14 protein-coding genes are annotated in these 16840 nt (G+C 70.5%); 5 read left to right on the top strand and 9 right to left on the bottom strand.

From position 1 onward, the window contains the following. Window positions 1–1035 precede the first annotated feature (1035 nt). Window positions 1036–1233, top strand: coding sequence for an AlpA family transcriptional regulator (locus ACIP94_RS36020; RefSeq protein WP_073946053.1), 198 nt, complete (start codon window positions 1036–1038; stop codon window positions 1231–1233). Further along, entirely contained in the window at window positions 1224–2618 is a 1395-nt protein-coding gene (locus ACIP94_RS36015) for an integrase (RefSeq protein WP_073946052.1), read from the top strand. Before ACIP94_RS36020 ends, ACIP94_RS36015 begins: the two co-directional genes overlap by 10 nt. A 162-nt stretch (window positions 2619–2780) precedes the next feature. Here ACIP94_RS36015 and ACIP94_RS36010 read toward each other — a convergent pair whose 3' ends face one another. From ACIP94_RS36010 to xylB, 5 genes are all read right to left on the bottom strand, one after another. After that, window positions 2781–4304 carry an aldehyde dehydrogenase family protein gene (locus ACIP94_RS36010; protein WP_402435549.1) on the bottom strand — a complete coding sequence of 508 codons (1524 nt, stop codon included), beginning with the start codon at window positions 4302–4304 and terminating at the stop codon, window positions 2781–2783. A gap of 193 nt (window positions 4305–4497) precedes the next feature. Then, entirely contained in the window at window positions 4498–5868 is a 1371-nt protein-coding gene (locus ACIP94_RS36005; protein WP_402435546.1) for a GAF domain-containing protein, read from the bottom strand. Window positions 5869–5992: 124 nt separating this feature from the next. Next, entirely contained in the window at window positions 5993–6607 is a 615-nt protein-coding gene (locus ACIP94_RS36000; protein ID WP_402435543.1) for an N-acetylmuramoyl-L-alanine amidase, read from the bottom strand. 402 nt (window positions 6608–7009) lie between these two features. After that, complete coding sequence (locus ACIP94_RS35995) at window positions 7010–8218, bottom strand: ROK family protein (protein ID WP_402435539.1); 1209 nt, start codon at window positions 8216–8218, stop codon at window positions 7010–7012. Window positions 8219–8235: 17 nt separating this feature from the next. Beyond that, window positions 8236–9681, bottom strand: a complete 1446-nt coding sequence (gene xylB, locus ACIP94_RS35990) for a xylulokinase (protein WP_402435536.1) — start codon at window positions 9679–9681, stop codon at window positions 8236–8238. Window positions 9682–9879: 198 nt separating this feature from the next. On the opposite strand from xylB, the gene xylA reads away from it, so the two are divergent. Both xylA and ACIP94_RS35980 read left to right on the top strand, forming a co-directional pair. After that, window positions 9880–11046 (top strand): xylose isomerase, encoded by a 1167-nt coding sequence (xylA, locus tag ACIP94_RS35985; protein WP_402435533.1) that lies wholly within the window; start codon window positions 9880–9882, stop codon window positions 11044–11046. A gap of 443 nt (window positions 11047–11489) precedes the next feature. Next, window positions 11490–11819, top strand: coding sequence for a hypothetical protein (locus ACIP94_RS35980; RefSeq protein ID WP_402435530.1), 330 nt, complete (start codon window positions 11490–11492; stop codon window positions 11817–11819). Window positions 11820–11943: 124 nt separating this feature from the next. On the opposite strand, the gene ACIP94_RS35975 is transcribed toward ACIP94_RS35980, so the two are convergent. Further along, the gene (locus ACIP94_RS35975; RefSeq protein ID WP_402435527.1) at window positions 11944–13281 is read right to left on the bottom strand and encodes an esterase-like activity of phytase family protein; all 1338 of its coding nucleotides are present in this window, start codon (window positions 13279–13281) and stop codon (window positions 11944–11946) included. Between the two features lie 444 nt (window positions 13282–13725). Between ACIP94_RS35975 and ACIP94_RS35970 the strand changes: the two genes are divergently transcribed. After that, window positions 13726–13908: a hypothetical protein gene (locus ACIP94_RS35970; protein ID WP_402435525.1), complete on the top strand. Its 183-nt coding sequence runs from the start codon at window positions 13726–13728 to the stop codon at window positions 13906–13908. Window positions 13909–13912: 4 nt separating this feature from the next. On the opposite strand, the gene ACIP94_RS35965 is transcribed toward ACIP94_RS35970, so the two are convergent. The 3 genes from ACIP94_RS35965 to ACIP94_RS35955 all read right to left on the bottom strand — a co-directional run bounded on the left by ACIP94_RS35965 (window position 13913) and on the right by ACIP94_RS35955 (window position 16728). Next, window positions 13913–15289, bottom strand: a complete 1377-nt coding sequence (locus ACIP94_RS35965) for a tannase/feruloyl esterase family alpha/beta hydrolase (protein WP_402435522.1) — start codon at window positions 15287–15289, stop codon at window positions 13913–13915. 168 nt (window positions 15290–15457) lie between these two features. Beyond that, on the bottom strand, window positions 15458–16300 hold the full coding sequence (locus ACIP94_RS35960) for a hypothetical protein (RefSeq protein WP_402435520.1): 843 nt from the start codon (window positions 16298–16300) through the stop codon (window positions 15458–15460). Window positions 16301–16431: 131 nt separating this feature from the next. Then, on the bottom strand, window positions 16432–16728 hold the full coding sequence (locus ACIP94_RS35955; protein WP_402435517.1) for a hypothetical protein: 297 nt from the start codon (window positions 16726–16728) through the stop codon (window positions 16432–16434). Between the last annotated feature and the right edge of the window lie 112 nt (window positions 16729–16840).

Genomic DNA, 16840 nt, shown 5'->3' with positions numbered 1-16840 from the left:
CGCCTCACCGGCGAAGCCACCATCTCCTGGCGCGACCCGACATCACGGAATCAAACACCAATTTCGGGATGAAACATCGGGAGAAAACGACCTCTCAGGTGTTGTAGCTCTTCAGTTTCACTTCGCTCCCCAATTGCCTGCGCCCTCCACTGGTATGTCTGCAGCGTAGCCGGCGACCTCCGCCGCCTTCTTTTCGGAGGTTGTCGGCCGCTCGTCCGGGCTGGTCCCTGGCATCGTGCACATCGACATCAAGGTGCGACCGAGTCAGGTGAAGGAGGAGCACGCCTTGCCCCTCTTCTCCGACGGAACGCCCCCTGCGTCTTTCGGTTGGCCTTCCCGCGGCTCGGCATTCGCCCACGGCAGACGAGAAACAGCCCCGAAGGACTGGAACCTCCTCTGGGAATATGTCAACGTACAACGTCCCGGAAAATGCCAGGTCAGTGGCGGGATTCAGGATTCCAGGCCGACCTGCACGTCGGCCATGACGACGTCCGACACCTCGCGCTGCTCGGCCTCATCGCGGAGGCCCCGACCCAAGGAGCACCCCTGTCGAATGCCGCTCTCCGATCGGTCCGATTCAACGCCCCCATCTGCTCGACACTTGGTGCCCTGAACGTATGGACCACATCGGAGCGAGAGGATTGCGCCGCTCCTCCCCGGCGCTGTGCCTCTGTGTTTGTGCGACCGCGTTGACAACGGACTCGGGGTGTTCGTGACGGACGGCGCGGCCTTGTTCTCCGATCGCGCCGATTGGCCCCCTGCGTTTCGTCCGTTGCAATCGTCCGTGAGTTGCCCTGCGGGGCGCAACATAGACCACGATCGGCGGTTGGCCAAACCGGCGATCGTGACGACCATTGAGGTGTTCTCAGCGGCTGTGCTTGGCGGTGGAGCCGTTCGGACACCATGGCCCTTCATGTCGGCGACCAGTAGTCCCCGTAACTGACAGAGTTCGCCCATCAGTTGCGGCGGAGTGGGTGCAAGTCGAGCACTGCTGCTTGGGCCGCCGACATATCTGGAACATCCGAGGAAACATCAATGGCTCGTCCACCTGCGCTCAAGCTCGCCGAGGTCCTAGCGGAAATCAGGATGAGCCCGTCGGCTTTCTATCGCCTGCGCGCTCGCGGTCAGGCACCCCGAATGATCAAGCTGCCCAATGGTGAACTGCGCTGCCGCCGCGCCGATCTGGATGCGTGGTGGGATGCGTGTGAAAGGGATACGCCTGGATGGCGATGAGTTATAACATCCGCTTCTGGGAGATACGTGAGCGCCCCGACCGGCGCAAGCCTTTCCAGATTCGGTGGACGGTTAACGGGCGAGAGAAGTCTGAGTCCTTCATCGCGTTCGCGCTTGCTGACAGCCGGCGTGCGAAGCTGATGACAGCCGCGCGCGAGGGTGAGCCGTTTGACGAGCACACAGGTCTGCCAGCATCCGAGTTGCGGTCCATCAAGCAGCGCACTACGTGGTACGACCTGGTGCACGAATACATCGAGCAAAGATGGGAGCGCACGCCAGGGAACACTCGCCGCACCCTGGCTGATGCCTTCGCTACGGTCACGCCCGCCCTGGTACGCCCCGGCGCAGCGTATTCCGATCCGCGGGTACTGCGGCGTGCCCTGTACTCGTGGGCATTCAACAAGAAAGCTTGGGAGTGCGAGCCCACCGAGGAGTGGCTCCATGCGCTGGACTGGATGAAGCGCAACTCGCTGCCGGTCAGCGCCCTCGCGGAAGCCGACGTTCTGAGGCGGGCCCTCGATGCGATGTGCCGCAAGCTGGACGGCAAGGCGGCTGCGGCTAAAACAGCCCGACGCAAGAGGGCTGCGTTCAACGAAGCTCTCAACACTGCGGTGGAGAAGGGGTACTTCGCAGAAAACCCCCTCAAAGGGCTCCGGTGGCAAGCGCCAGCAGTCAGTGAGGAGGTGGATCCGGCCGCCGTTCCCAATCCGGCCCAGGTGCTTCGGCTGCTCGAGGCCGTTGCTCGCCAGCGGGGGCGGGGTCCTCATCTTGAAGCATTCTTCGGTTGCATGTACTTCGCGGCTATGCGGCCAGCAGAGGTCATCCACCTTCGGATCGAGCAATGCCACTTGCCGAAGACGGGATGGGGCATGCTGAACCTCTCTGGCGGGGTCGTCACGTCTGGCAAGGGGTGGACCGACGACGGTGAGGTGCACGAGGTGCACTCGCTCAAGCGTCGCGCGGCAAGCGCGACGCGGCCTGTTCCCATCCCGCCGCAGTTCGTACGCATGCTGCGTGCCCATGTGAATCGGTTCGACGTGGCACCTGACGGTCGACTTTTCCGGAACCAGGCTGGCAACTACGTGGACGCTGCCGCCTACGGCATCACATGGGCGCGGGCCCGGGAATACGCCCTGACCCGTACTGAGCGCACTTCTCGCCTGGCCAAGCGGCCTTACGATCTCCGTCACGCCGGGATCTCGTTCTGGCTCTACTCCGGAGTGGACCCGGCCGAGTGCGCCCGCCGCGCCGGCCAGAGCATCGAGGTTCTCTTTCGCCACTACGCCAAGTTCCTTGACGGCCTTCGAGAGCAGGCGAACCGTCTCATCGAGCAGTCCATGAACGAGTGGCAGCGCGTCAGTCAAGGTGACGTACCCGAGGGCTGAACCGGGGGTTTGGTCCGTGACTGGTCCGGAAGCACTGGTCAGGAGGGGTGCAGTCGTGGGAGGAATTGGGAGTTAGTACGCAAGTCGGGCCCGGTCGAGAGCGGGTTGCACGAAGGGCGCCTGACGGGTGAAACCCCAGGTCAGGCGCCTTTCCTCGTGCCTCTAGAAGAAGCCGAGCTTCTTCGGCGAGTATGACACCAGCAGATTCTTCGTCTGCTGGTAGTGCTCCAACATCATCTTGTGGTTCTCGCGGCCGATGCCCGAGCCCTTGTAACCGCCGAACGCGGCGTGCGCCGGGTACGCGTGGTAGCAGTTGGTCCAGACGCGGCCCGCCTGGATGGCGCGGCCCGCGCGGTATGCGGTGTTGCCGTCACGCGTCCACACGCCGGCTCCGAGCCCGTACAGCGTGTCGTTGGCGATCTTGATGGCGTCGTCGAAGTCGTGGAACGACGTCACCGACACCACCGGGCCGAAGATCTCCTCCTGGAAGATCCGCATCCGGTTGTCGCCCTCGAAGATCGTCGGCTGGACGTAGTAACCGCCCTTCAACTCGCCGTCGTGCTCGATGCGTTCACCGCCCGTGAGGACCTTGGCGCCTTCCTGGCGGCCGATGTCCAGATACGAGAGGATCTTCTCGAGCTGGTCGTTCGAAGCCTGCGCGCCGATCATCGTGTCCGTGTCCAGCGGGTGGCCGGTCTTGATCAGCTCCGTGCGGGCGACGGCCGCCTCCATGAACTCGGCGTAGTGGCCCCGCTGCACCAGCGCCCGTGACGGGCAGGTGCAGACCTCGCCCTGGTTGAGCGCGAACATCGTGAAGCCTTCCAGGGCCTTGTCGCGGAAGTCGTCGTTCGCCGACCAGACGTCGTCGAAGAAGATGTTCGGGGACTTGCCGCCGAGCTCCAGCGTCACCGGAGTGATGTTCTCCGAGGCGTACTGCATGATGAGCCGACCCGTCGTGGTCTCACCCGTGAACGCGACCTTGGCGACGCGCGGGCTGGAGGCCAGCGGCTTGCCCGCCTCCACGCCGAAGCCGTTCACGATGTTCACCACACCCGGCGGCAACAGGTCGGCGACCAGGCTCAGCCAGTAGTGGATGGACGCCGGGGTCTGCTCGGCCGGCTTGAGGACGACCGCGTTGCCGGCAGCCAGGGCCGGTGCGAGCTTCCATGTGGCCATGAGGATGGGGAAGTTCCAGGGGATGATCTGCGCGACCACGCCGAGCGGCTCGTGGAAGTGGTACGCCACCGTGTCGTCGTCGATCTCGCCCAGCGAACCCTCCTGGGCCCGGATCGCGCCTGCGAAGTAGCGGAAGTGGTCGATGGCGAGCGGAATGTCCGCGGCCAGGGTCTCCCGGATCGGCTTGCCGTTCTCCCAGCTCTCGGCCACCGCGAGCTTCTCCAGGTTGGCCTCCATCCGGTCGGCGATCTTCCGGAGGATGTCGGAGCGCTCGGTCGCCGACGTACGGCCCCAGGCGGGAGCGGCGGCGTGTGCCGCGTCCAGCGCACGCTCCACATCCTCGACGGTGCCCCGAGCGATCTCCGTGAACGGCTGTCCGCTGACCGGAGTCGGATTCTCGAAGTACTGGCCACGGGCCGGCGGTACGTAGTCGCCGCCGATGAAGTGGTCGTAGCGCGCCTGGTAGGAGACGATCGCGCCCTCGGTGCCGGGCGCTGCGTAACGGGTCATGCGGGTCTGCCTCCCGGGAAAGCGCTGCCCGCCGTTGGGCAGCTCTCGGCGCGAGGCTAGGCATGCGGACGTTGCGAGTACGTTGCGTCCCGGCCGTCATCTCGCGGGTGTCGCGGTGTTCATGGCTTTGCGTCGTAGCTTGGTCGCTTCTTCATGCCTTCATGCCTTCATGTCTTCGTGGCCTTCGAGGGCCTTATGTGTACGGGCGCGGGGCGCCGGGCGGCAGGCTGCTCTGCCGTCCGGCACCTCCGCGAGATGCCCTCGGACGTGCCCACCCCGCCGGTGCCGCCAGCTCCGACTCCAGCTCGTCGAGGCGCGCCCGTACGGCCGCTGTCGGCCGCACCGCCGCGAGCGCCCGCCAGGCGTCCAGATCATCCTCTCCCCATGGTGCGTGAGCCCAGTCGGCCAGCAGGCCGGGGTCGCGGCGGGCGATAAGCGCCGTCCGCAGCCCGTCGGCCAGCCTGCGCCGCAGCAGCGCCACCGCCGGGGCCAGCGAAGCCGGCAGCAACGGTCCCGGGTACGCGACTACGGCCTCCGCGAGCGCCCCCGCCGCCAGCCGACGCTCCACGACCGCGACATCGGACTCCACCGGGGCAGTCAGCCGATAGGGGCGTGAGGCCAGCAGGCCGGGCCCGATTATTCGGCGCAGTCGTGCCATCTCGGCACGCAGCGTCACGGGTGTCACCGACTCGTCCTCGTACAGCGCGCACAGCAGCTCGTCTCCGCCGAGCCCCTCCGGATGCCGGGCCAGCAGCACCACGATCTCGCTGTGGCGGCGACTGAGCCGGATCTGCCGGCCGGGTATGCGCAGCCGCGCCTCATCGCGGCCCAGCGCGGTCAGCTCCACCGTGTCCGCCGGGGCCTCGGTCGGCGAGAGCAGCGTCAGCTGGGACTCGGCCGCCCGCGCCACCGCCTGGACGAAACCCAGACTGTGCGGGTGCGCGAGCCCGTCCCCGCCGGTGATGTCCAGCGCGCCGAGCACCCGGCCCGTGCGCGGATCGTGGACCGGCGCCGCCGCGCAGGTCCACGGCTGGACCCGGCGGATGAAGTGCTCGGCCGCGAACACCTGCACCGGCCGGTCCACCGCGACGGCCGTCCCCGGTGCGTTCGTCCCGACCGCCGACTCCGCCCAGCGGGCTCCCGGCACGAAGTTCATCCGGTCCGCCCGCCGCCGTGTCGCCGGGTCGCCCTCGACCCAGAGCAGCCTGCCCTGGGCGTCGCACACCGCCAGCAGATGTTCGCCGTCCGACGCGAACGGGCCCATCAGTTCGCGGATCAGCGGCATCACACGTGCCAGCGGGTGTTCCGTCCGGTAGGAGCCGAGGTCGCCGTCCGTCAGTTCCACGGGCGCCGTGCCGTCCGGCCCGACACCCGCCCGCGCCGAACGCCGCCACGAGTCAGCCACCACAGGGCGCACCTTTCGGGCGACCGTGCCCGCCGCCGTGAACGTCTCGTGAGCGCGACGCAGCTCCCGCACCCGCTCGACGGGATCGGTCCCCGGCTGCAGCGCGACCCACGGATCGGTCAATGCGGCCTCCCGGGACGGCGATACGGTCGGGGACATCGTCACTCCCGTCGGGGTTGCCGACAACCGTCTCGACAGGCATCCACCCGATTGGGGCCGGGGGCCGCCCCGGTCCCGGACCCGTGCCCCTGCGCTCGGTCGGTCAACTGTGCTGCCTTCCGGGTCAGGCGAGGTTCACGAGTCTCATGTAGTGCGTCCAGTCCCAGTTCGGCCCAGGGTCGGTGTGGTCCGTCCCGGGGACCTCGTAGTGGCCGATGATGTGGGCTCGGTCCCTCGGGATGCCGTACCGCGTGCAGATGGCCGCCGTGAGTCTGGCCGACCCCTCGTACAGGGCGTGCGTGAAGTATCCGGGCTGTTCCACCCACCCTTCGTGCTCGATGCCGATGCTGCGTGTGTTGTAGTCCCAGTTGCCCGCGTGCCAGGCGATGTCCTGCTCGCGGACGCACTGCGCGATGTGCCCGTCCGCCGAGCGGACGACGTAGTGCGCGGACACTTTCTTCCGGGGGTTTTTGAAGATGCCCAGGGTGTTGGTGTAAGTCGCCTGCGTCACATGGATGATGACGCGGTCCAGCGGCTGGCTCACGGGCCGGTCCGCGGCCGTGTAGTTGGTGGGGGCCGCGGAGAGCCAGTCGGCGCGGGGGTGATCGACGGACCGGGGCCGGGCGCGGGCCGGAGCCGGCGGGAGCAGCACGTAGGGGATCGCGGCGAGAGCCGCGCCCTTCAGCAGCCGTCGTCTGCTGGTGCATGAGTTGGTTCGCTGCGACTCCGCTCGTTCCACGAAGAGAGCGCCTTTCGTATCCGAAGTTCCGAAATGTATCGATCTCGTGTCTCGTGTACTCAACGCCTCGGTGCGGCCGTTGTTTCGCGGGATCAGGTATGGATCTCGCCGTGCCTCGCGTGTGGGTCCGGCCGTGCCCCGCGCGGCGCGACTCCCGCGTGTGCAGTCGCCGGTGTGGACGTGAACCGTCTCGCCCGTCATGTGAACCCCCCGATTCGACTCGCGTGCAACCGCCGCCCGACGGCTGCGTCGTGTGTGCATCACGTTACGGTGCCGGGCGGTCGCGCAGCGGGTGCGCGGTGTCCTCGGTGGACAACGGCGGAACTGTGGATATCTGCGCCACCCGTTGGAGGGAAGGCGGGCCGGCCGGGGCGCCGTGCGACAGCGGCCCGGGCGACCCCCTCACGTCTGTCGGGCCACCGCAGCCGGATCGTCGAGCACCGCCCGCACCACCGAGTGCGCGGCGCCCAGCAGCGGTCCCTCCGGCCCCAGACATGAGACGGTCACGGCACATGCGGGTCCGGCGGTGCGGCGCGCCAGCTCCCGTTCCAGCGACGGCAGCAGCCAGGGCGCGAGCGCGGCCAGCGCCCCGCCGAGCACGACGGCCTGGGGGTCCAGCAGATTGACCGCCCCGGTCAGCGCGATGCCGAGCGCGGTCCCGGCGCCACGCAGGGCCCGGCGTACGTTCTGGTCGCCCTGCGCGGCGCGTTCGGCCAGCAGCTCCACGCGGTCCTCACCCGGCGACAGCCCGGCAGCGCGCAGCACGGCTTCCTCACCGGCGTACTGCTCCAGGCAGCCACGCCCGCCGCACGCGCACCTGGGCCCCTCCGGGCGTACGGGCACATGCCCCAGCTCGCCGGCGAAACCGCGGGTGCCCCGCAGCAGCCGTCCGTCCACGACGACCGCACCGCCGATGCCGATCTCCGCCGAGACATGCAGGAAGTCGCGTGGTGTGTCGTCCCCCAGCCAGAGTTCCGCGAGCGAGCCGAAGTTGGCCTCGTTGTCCACGGTCAAGGGCAGTTCGGACGGCAGGAGCGGGCCGAGGTCGACGTCGTGCCAGTCGAGGTTGGGGGCGCGGACCACGGTCCGGGCGTCGCGCGCCACCAGACCCGGGACCGCGACCGCCAGGCCCGCAGGCCACAACCCTTCCCCGGCAGCATCGGTGACGACCTGTCGTACCAGTTCCGTCAGTTCGCCGAGTACCGGCCGTGGGGGGCGGCCCCGGTTCGTTCCGTGCCGCACCGCCCGTGCCCGTATGCTCCCGCGCAGATCCACCGCACACACCGCCAGGTGATCCACCCCGATCTCGGCGCCGATTCCCGCCGGACCGCGTCCGCTGAGGGCCAGGGCGGACCCCGGGCGCCCCACCCGGCCGGGACGCTCCGGCCCCAGCTCCTCGATCAGCCCCGCCCGGATCAGTTCGTCGACCAGGGTGGAGACCGCCGCCCGGGTCAGCCCGATGCGCGAGGCGACCGCGGCGCGGGACAGGGGCCCCTCGGCGCTCATGGTGTGCATGACGCGCGCCAGATTGCGGCGGCGCATGCCCTGCTGTGTGTCGGGGACCCGCCTGCCGGGGCTGGACGGATGGGCTTCGTGCAGCGGTGCGGTCATGCCTCCCTCGGATCCCGTCAGTGCCGGCCCGGCTCCCGCTCCAGCAGCGGGGCCGCGTCGGAGAGTACCCCGGCGATCCTGGCCAGGGTCGCCTCGTCCCGCTCCACCGCCTCCAGCACCGGGCCACGGGCGGTGTCCCAGCGCCGGGCGACGGCGGCCGGGTCCTCACCGGTCAGCAGTCCGGCGGCCTGTGCGGCGGCGCCCAGGGCGACGAGTTCCCTGGCCTCGGGTACCTGCACGGGACGCCCGGACAGCCGTCGCACGGTCTGCTGCCACGCCGTTCCCCGGGCGCCGCCGCCGATGAGCAGCAGCGGAGCCGTGCGGTCCGCGTCCGCGTCGAGCACCAGGTCGAGGGCGCCGAGCAGCGAGTGCACCGCGCCGTCGTAGGCGGCTTGCAGCAGTTGCCCCGGGGCCGTGTCGTGGCGCAGGCCGTGCAGCAGGCCCGATGCGTGCGGGAGGTCCGGGGTGCGCTCACCGTCGAGGTAGGGGAGCAGCGTCACTCCCGAACCCGGCTCGACCGCTTCACGGTCCAGGCCCAGCAGGGTGGCGATCCGGTCGACGGCGAGCGTGCAGTTCAGGGTGCAGGCCAACGGCAGCCAGTCGCCGTGCGCGTCCGCGAAGCCCGCGACGGTGCCGGTCGGGTCCGTGGGCCGCCGCTTCGAGACGGCGTACACCGTGCCGGAGGTGCCGAGGCTCAGTACCGGAGTCCCGGGCCGCAGCCCGAGGCCCATCGCGGCCGCGGCGTTGTCACCGGTGCCCGGAGCGACCAGGGTGCCCTTGGAGAAGGGCAGGTCATGGGCGTCGCGCACGGTGCCCGCCACCTCGCCGGGCCGGACGACGCGCGGCAGCAGGGTGGAGTCCAGGCCCGCGAGGGCGAGGATCTCCTCGTCGTACGACTCGGTCGCGGAGGCCCACCAGCCGGTGCCGGAGGCGTCACCACGGTCGGTGGTGCCCTGTCCGGTCAGGCGTTCGGTCAGATAGTCGTGAGGCAGCCGCACGGCCGCCGTCGCGCGGACGGCCTCCGGCTCGTGCTCGGCCAGCCAGGCCCACTTCGTGACCGTGAAGGACGGGCCGGGCACGCTTCCCGTGCGCTCCGCCCAGGCCTTGGGGCCGCCCAGCTCCTCGATTAGGCGGCGGGCCTGCGGCGCGGAGCGCACGTCGTTCCACAGCAAGGCCGGACGCACCGGGTCACCGTGTGCGTCCAGGGCGACCAGACCGTGCTGCTGGCCGCCGACGGACACCGCAGCGGCCTCGTGGGCAGCCTCGCCGCACTGGTGCAGGGCCTCGCACAGGGCGTCCCACCACTGGCGGGGGTCGCTCTCGCGGCTGGCCCCGGACGAGACGGTGTGGGGTGCCTGGCCGCTCGCCACCACCCGTCCGGTCGATGCGTCGACGACCAGGACCTTGGTGGACTGGGTGGATGAGTCCACCCCGACGACAAGCGGACCATCGGCTGCTGACATCGGGCTCTCCCTCTTCCGCGGCTCGCGGGATGTGGCCTGTTGGTGGGGCGTGCCGGGGCCGGCGCGGCCCGGGGACCGCCCCTCGTCACCGTACGCAGTCCCCGTACGAGGACGCATCGTCTCTTCCCAGGGATGCCCTCGCATACTAATTTGTTAAGCGCCATGACGAAATAGTCTCAGCGAGCAAGGAGCCGCGGCATGAGCTACCAGCCCACCCCCGAGGACAGGTTCACCTTCGGCCTGTGGACCGTCGGCTGGCAGGGAAGGGACCCGTTCGGCGACGCCACCCGGCGCGCACTGGACCCGGCCGAGACGGTGCAGCGCCTCGCCGAGCTCGGGGCCTACGGCGTGACCTTCCACGACGACGACCTGATCCCGTTCGGGTCCTCGGACAGCGAGCGCGAGGCGCACATCAAGCGCTTCCGCCAGGCGCTCGACACGACCGGCATGACCGTGCCGATGGCCACCACCAACCTCTTCACCCACCCCGTCTTCAAGGACGGCGCCTTCACCGCCAACGACCGGGACGTCCGGCGCTACGCGTTGCGCAAGACCATCCGCAACATCGACCTGGCGGCGGAACTCGGCGCCAGGACGTACGTCGCCTGGGGCGGCCGGGAAGGCGCCGAGTCCGGGGCGGCCAAGGACGTGCGCGTCGCGCTCGACCGCATGAAGGAGGCCTTCGACCTCCTCGGGGAGTACGTCACCTCCCAGGGGTACGACCTGCGCTTCGCCATCGAGCCCAAGCCGAACGAGCCGCGCGGCGACATCCTGCTGCCGACGGTCGGTCACGCTCTCGCCTTCATCGAGCGCCTGGAGCGCCCGGAGCTGTACGGCGTCAACCCCGAGGTGGGGCACGAGCAGATGGCGGGACTCAATTTCCCGCACGGCATCGCCCAGGCCCTGTGGGCGGGCAAACTCTTCCACATCGACCTCAACGGTCAGTCCGGCATCAAGTACGACCAGGACCTGCGCTTCGGCGCGGGTGATCTTCGGGCCGCCTTCTGGCTGGTCGACCTCCTGGAGAGCGCCGGCTACCGCGGGCCGCGCCACTTCGACTTCAAGCCGCCGCGGACCGAGGACCTCGACGGCGTGTGGGCGTCGGCGGCGGGGTGCATGCGCAACTACCTCATCCTGAAGGAGCGTTCGGCCGCCTTCCGCGCCGACCCGGAGGTCCGGGAGGCCCTGCGCGCCTCCCGGCTGGACCAGCTGGCGCAGCCGACCGCCGCGGACGGGCTGCAGGCGCTGCTCGCGGACCGCAGCGCCTTCGAGGAGTTCGATGCGGAGGCGGCCGCCGTGCGGGGAATGGCCTTCGAGCGCCTGGACCAGCTGGCCATGGATCATCTGCTCGGCGCCCGTGGCTGATCACGACGGCCTCTTGGCGCGCGCCGGGACCCGCGCGTAATGACGCGGAATCGTGCCATCCGTGACATGAGTCCGCATCAACTTCCCTGGAGGGGTCGCGCCGTGGCCGTTTCGAGGTGACTCTTGACGGTATGACCATGCCGCCTCGGCCGCCGGGAGACACACCACCTTGGGATGACGGCGGGTTCGGTCCGCCGCCCGGAAGTCACGGTCCGCCGCCGTGGGGCTCTGGAGTGTCCCCAGAGAGCCGACGGCCCGAGGGCTATGGTCCGGCGCCTGGCGGCGGGTCCGGGGCGCCGGGCGGCGGCCCTGGGGCGTGGGGCGGCGGCCCTGGGGCGTGGGGCGGCCGCCAGTGGCCGTCGGGTGGCGGTGACGGACTGCCGCCCGGGCCGCCTTCGGGGCCGGCCGGAGCGCCCGGCCCGCGCCGCCCCGCGCTTTTCCTCGTGCTCGCCGTGATCGTGGCGGTGGGGATCGTCGTCGTGGTCCTGGTGATGACCAGCGGTGGGGGATCCTCGAGGGAGAAGCCCCCGCCAGGGAGCGGCGGGAGCACGAGCGGCCCGGCCGCCCCGTCCCTGGGCATCCCCTCCGGCCTGCCCACCGCGCTGCCCTCGGGGCTTCCCTCCGGTCTGCCCACTGCCCTGCCCTCGGGGCTTGCCTCGGGCCTGCCGACCAAGCTTCCCTCGGGCTTTCCCACCCAGCTGCCCAGCGGCTTTCCGAGCGTCATGCCGAGCGACATCGAGTCGCTCTTCGCGAACCCCGTGGCGACGCCGTGAGCAGGCGCGCGCCGGGCGGGCGGCGAGCGGCGGCGCCGATGCGGTGCCCGCTTCGCGCGAGTGCGCCACGCGCGCGTGGATCCTGAAGCGCGGAGCACACGCGCGTGGCGGACGGCGACGCGGCTCAGATGCCCTCGGGCAGTCGCACGTACACCACCGTCGTCTTGATGCCGCTGTCGACGAGCCGGCCCTGCGCGTCGAACGCGCCCGAACCGTCCGTCATCCCGAAGTCGTTGTCGTTGACGAGGGCGAGTGTGTGGTGATCCACGCGGGCGACACCCTCGATCTTCCCGGGTACTCCCTCGACCTTGCCGAGATCGACGACCAGCCGCTTGGCCGGCACCGGAACGCCGGAGGCGGCCGGGTCGTCGAGCTGCTCCAGGGAGGGGGAGGTGGTGTCGTCGTCATAGCGTCCGCCCAGGATGTCCGCACTCCGCGTGAGCCGGACCAGCTGGAGTCGGGCCGCCCTGTCGGTGCGCTCCTCGACGAGCAGCCGGTCGCCTCCGACGGCCACCACGGACGAGATCTTCAGCTCGGACGTGTCGTCCTCGCCGGGGTCGACCACGCCCACCGGGTCGAACCGGTACGCGTACTCCGCGGTCACGGCCCGCTTCTTCGGGGAGAAGCGCAGCAGACGTGTGGTGCGCGAGGCGTCCCCCGCGTCTCCATCGGGCAGGGAGAGCGGGCTCTGCAGGGCCATCACCAGGTCACCGTCGGGGAGTTGGGCGAGTCCTTCGAAGCCCCGGTTGATCTTCCGGTGCAGCAGGACCGACGGCAGGGCCTCGACGACCGGATAGTCGGTGCCGGCCAGGTTCAGCCCCTTGGGCACGTATCTGGTGAGGACCTTCCCACGCGCGGAGACGTGGATCAGCGACGGCCCGTACTCGTCGACGAGCCAGAAGCTGCCGTCCTCGGACCGCACGATGCCCTCGGTGTCGAGGCCGTTCGGGTTGTACGCGAGCGCCTTCTGAGCGTCGTAGGAGTACGGGGCCTCGTCCCGGCCCGGCTGGTTGGGCAACCCGGTGACGGGCTTGCCGGAGGAGGTGGTGATCGGTAGCGCGTCGAGTACCCTCACGGTGTCGCCGCAGACGCGGATCTTCACGATCGCCGGGTCGAAGCCGGGCACCGGGAAGGTGCGGCGCTTCTTGCCGTCCACCTTGATCTGGCCGTTGGGCCCCCGGTCCGTCACGGTCCAGAACTCGCCCTTGCGGCCCGCGGGGTAGATGTCGCTGCCGATCCCACCGAGGTCGATGCCGTGGTCGTCGTCCACCGTGCCCTTCAGCAACGCGTTGCTGAACGCGCCCAGCGGGATGTCTCCGAGCGTGGCGGTGCGCGTCACCTTCGGCTGGTCGTTGTGCGCGCTCGCGGTGCCGGAGACCGCGAGGGCGGCCATGACCGCGAGCGGTACGCTCGCGGCGACGGAGCGGTGCACACGGCGTCGACCGGCTGCATGCGGGGACATCGGGGCCTCCTGGGACGCAAGTTCGTTGACAGCGGCCAGAGTTGGCCCCGGTACCGAACGCCGGGCGACGACTCGGTGAACGCCGGATGGCGCCCGTCGATCGGATCGACACCCCGCCCCGGGTGCATGAGGCGCGGACCGCTCGGGACGGGCGCGATGGCCGGGCATCGGCACGAGGGAGCCCCGAACGACCGGCGGGCCCGGCGGCACGGTGGCTGCGTGCCGCGTGCCGCGTGCCGCGTGCCGCGTCGGCCCGGCGGGGCGACGGCGGCCACCGGCCTTCGGCGTGGCGCAGCCCGCCGGCGCCTGAGGATGACGGGGCGGGCTTCTCAGGGAAGAGTGGGGGTGCCGCTCAGGGGCATCTCAGGGCCGTGGCCGGAACCGCGCGTGGGACGCACCCGTTCTCGTAGCAGAGAGCGGCACTGGCCGCGAAGGAGGCGACACATGTCGAAGAACGCGAAGATCGCCGCGGGGGGAGCGCTGGTCGGGCTTCTCCTGTTGATATGGCTCCCCTGGTGGGCCTCCCTCCTGATCATCCTGGGAGTCCCCACGGCCGCGTACCTCACCCTGGACCCCTCCCAGCGGCGCAGGCTGCGCCGTGTGACACGCAAGGAACTCGGCCGCTGAGGGGCTAGCGGCCCGCCGCTCGCCCCGCCAGAGCGCAGGAGTCGACCACGTCGCCACCCGCGGGCCTGCCGACGGTACGGTCCGCGGGCGGTCGGTCGCCCCGCTCCACCCACGCGGTGAGCGCGTCGAAGGCCGCCCGGTAGCAGGGCAGGATCGGCCGCAGCCGATCGGGATACGAGTCGTACAGCCCGTCGACATGGGTGCCGCCCTCGATGGTGTAGAAGCGGTGCAGCGGCCCTCGCCCGTTCTCCCGCACCATCCGCGTGTACACGTCCGAGTCCGTGGCCTTGGGCAGCAGCACGTCCAGGTCACCGTGCAGCGTGATCAACGGTTTGCCGATCCGCCCCGTCAGAGCGACCCGGGCCACCGCGCGGTGCACGGACGCGGGCCGCGCCGCGTAGTCGTAGCCCGCATCCGAGGCGCAGGGAGCAAGGATCTGCTCTGCCGTGGACCCGGCGGACGCACCGGGACAGGCGGTGTCGTACGAGGGGTCGAACTCGGCGCGATAGATCTTCTGGGTGACACCCCAGTACGCCGTCTCGTGGTAAGGCCACAGGAACTCCGACCCACGCGGGAACCCTGCGGCGTAGAGGTCCTCGTCCCGCGCCGAGCCCAATGTCCGGGCCACCGTCACCGGCAGCGACGTCAGCAGGCTCGGGCCCTCCGCCGTCCACAGCGCGCCCTCCCAGTCCACGCCGCCGTCGTACAGTTCGGGATGGTGCTCCAGTTGCCAGCGTGTGAGGTAGCCACCGTTGCTGATGCCGGTCATGTACGTACGCCGGGGAGCGCGCCCGTAGCGCTCGGTCACCGTCCGCTTCGCGGCGAGCGTGAGCTGGGTCGTGCGCCGGTTCCATTCGGCGACGGCATCGCCGGGCCGGCTCCCGTCACGGTAGAAGTCCGGCCCGCTGTTGCCCTTGTCGGTCGCCGCGTACGCGTAGCCCTGGGCGAGCACGCGGTCGGAGATCGCCGTGTCGGCCGCGTACTGCTTGCGCGTGCCGGGGGCTGCCGTCACGATGAGGCCGCCGTTCCATCGGTCCGGCAGCCGGATCACGAACTGTGCGTCGTGCCGCCAGCCGTGCGTGGTGTTGACGTACGAGTCGTCCGGGAAGTACCCGTCGATCTGGAGTCCCGGAACGCCCGACGGATTGCGGGTCGCCCTGGCCGTCAGCCCGGCCTGGTCGGCCATGTCCGTATACGGCGTGCCCGCGAGTCCTGATGTCGTCAGGTCGTCCAGACAGGCGCTTTGCTGGAGGGCCGAACCCGGCACCCGCACCTGCTCCTGCCGTGCGCAGTGGCCGCCGCCGACCGCCGCCGCGGGGCCGGTGAGGGCGGAGGTCAGCAGGGCGGCGGCGAAGAGCGCGATGCTTCGGGACAGGCGCATGGGGAGCCTCCGGGACGGGACGGGAGCCGGGTGGGTGCCCATGCTGCGAGCCCGGAAGCCCACCGGCTATGGGTGCGGGCCCTATGGGGACCGACGGCCGTGTGGGCTGAGGACCCAACGCGGGCCTCCGTGTCGCGACCGGCTTACTCCGGCGGCCCCTGACCCGCCTCAGGCCGGGCGGACCGCCAGTTTGTCCAGCGCCTCGAGCAGTCCGGGCAGCTTCGGGCCACGGCCCACAAGGAGAACCTCGCCGGGCTTCTCGTCGAGCAGTACGAACGCGATGTCGTCAGTTCTGGCCACCATGGACCAGCCGGGCCCGTCGGCGCGCAGGGTGCGCGCGTCGCCGGGCGCGAACGAGGAGCGGATACGGCCCAGTGGCGGGGGAGCGTCGACGTAGCCGTGCGCCTCCGCGAGGACACGGCGGACGCCGACCGGGGCCTTCTCGTCGCCGCTTTCCCCGGCGTTCTGCGTCTCCTCCCCGGCCGGTTTCCCGCCGTCTGCGGATGCGAAGAAGGTGTCGTCGACCTGATCGCGCCACAGCGTCCACTGGAGTGCGATCTCGTCGGCCCCAAGGCGCCGTTGGGCCGGGCCCCAGATGCTGGTGTCCGGCGGGGAGAGCGGCTCGCGGTCGGCGAGTCCGGGGGCGGGGTCGTGCGGTGCGGGCACACCCGGTGCCGCGACGGCCACCGCCAGCGGCCACCCCGGCAGTGCGGCGACGACCGTCCGCTCGTCCGGCGACAGCTCGTACTCCATGCCGCAGTCCCAGGAGGCGATCGCCACGGCCACCAGAGACACATCGTCGATGACGACGGTCCAGCGCGCACCGTCGCCGTCCTGACCGAGCACGAGGCCGTACCCGTCGGCCACGGGCGGCAGGTCGAGCGCCGCGCAGGCATCCGGATAGTCGTCGCCGAGCACGCTGGGGAACTGCGCGGGCGTCAGCAGAGCCGCCGTCAGCACATACAGCGCGTCGTCCTCGGCGGCGACGGCGTCCTCGTCCGTCCCGGCCATCCCACCCTCCCTGTCGTTCGTCCGTCGGCGCACCCTAATGCGCCCGCGAGCCGGTTGTCACGAGTGCGAATCGCATGAGTAATCGCAGTTCTCCGGCGGGATCGGGGCGAAACGGCCAAGTGGGCCGGGCCTCAGACGGCCGGGAGGCCGAGCAGCGTGCGTGCGACCGCCGAAGGTGACTCGCCACGCTCCCGTGCAAGGGCGATGACGGCCCGGCACGCCAGCTCGTTCACGCCGAACGACAGGGCCTCCGGCGACACCCACGCCACGACCTCGTCCACGCGGTCCTGGTCGTCCTCGGCACGCGCCGAGACATAGGCGGCAGCCGCCTCGAACAGGTTGTGCGTGCGCCTCTCCGTGCCCAGGCCCGTCCCCGTGCCCGGGGACTTGACGATTCTGCCGACCGACTTGCGGATCCTGCCGAACATGCCGACCACCTTCCCCCCGGGGGTTGCCCTCGCCGACGTGCATCTGCCGCTTGTCAACCTAGAGTTGAAACTTCGCCGGCAGAAGGGGGACGGGACCGTGAAGAGCTTCACG

This window comes from Streptomyces sp. NPDC093261 (assembly GCF_044753645.1).
Lineage (GTDB): Bacteria > Actinomycetota > Actinomycetes > Streptomycetales > Streptomycetaceae > Streptomyces.
Note: the sequence above shows the minus strand (reverse complement) of the source record. Positions and strands in the feature narration are given on the sequence as shown.

Coding starts and splice junctions, on each gene's coding strand:
- ACIP94_RS36020 (WP_073946053.1), top strand. CDS start 1,036: ATGGCTCGTCCACCTGCGCTCAAGCTCGCCGAGGTCCTAGCGGAAATC.
- ACIP94_RS36015 (WP_073946052.1), top strand. CDS start 1,224: ATGGCGATGAGTTATAACATCCGCTTCTGGGAGATACGTGAGCGCCCC.
- ACIP94_RS36010 (WP_402435549.1), bottom strand. CDS start 4,304: ATGACCCGTTACGCAGCGCCCGGCACCGAGGGCGCGATCGTCTCCTAC.
- ACIP94_RS36005 (WP_402435546.1), bottom strand. CDS start 5,868: ATGTCCCCGACCGTATCGCCGTCCCGGGAGGCCGCATTGACCGATCCG.
- ACIP94_RS35995 (WP_402435539.1), bottom strand. CDS start 8,218: ATGACCGCACCGCTGCACGAAGCCCATCCGTCCAGCCCCGGCAGGCGG.
- xylB (WP_402435536.1), bottom strand. CDS start 9,681: ATGTCAGCAGCCGATGGTCCGCTTGTCGTCGGGGTGGACTCATCCACC.
- xylA (WP_402435533.1), top strand. CDS start 9,880: ATGAGCTACCAGCCCACCCCCGAGGACAGGTTCACCTTCGGCCTGTGG.
- ACIP94_RS35975 (WP_402435527.1), bottom strand. CDS start 13,281: ATGTCCCCGCATGCAGCCGGTCGACGCCGTGTGCACCGCTCCGTCGCC.
- ACIP94_RS35970 (WP_402435525.1), top strand. CDS start 13,726: ATGTCGAAGAACGCGAAGATCGCCGCGGGGGGAGCGCTGGTCGGGCTT.
- ACIP94_RS35965 (WP_402435522.1), bottom strand. CDS start 15,289: ATGCGCCTGTCCCGAAGCATCGCGCTCTTCGCCGCCGCCCTGCTGACC.
- ACIP94_RS35960 (WP_402435520.1), bottom strand. CDS start 16,300: ATGGCCGGGACGGACGAGGACGCCGTCGCCGCCGAGGACGACGCGCTG.
- ACIP94_RS35955 (WP_402435517.1), bottom strand. CDS start 16,728: ATGTTCGGCAGGATCCGCAAGTCGGTCGGCAGAATCGTCAAGTCCCCG.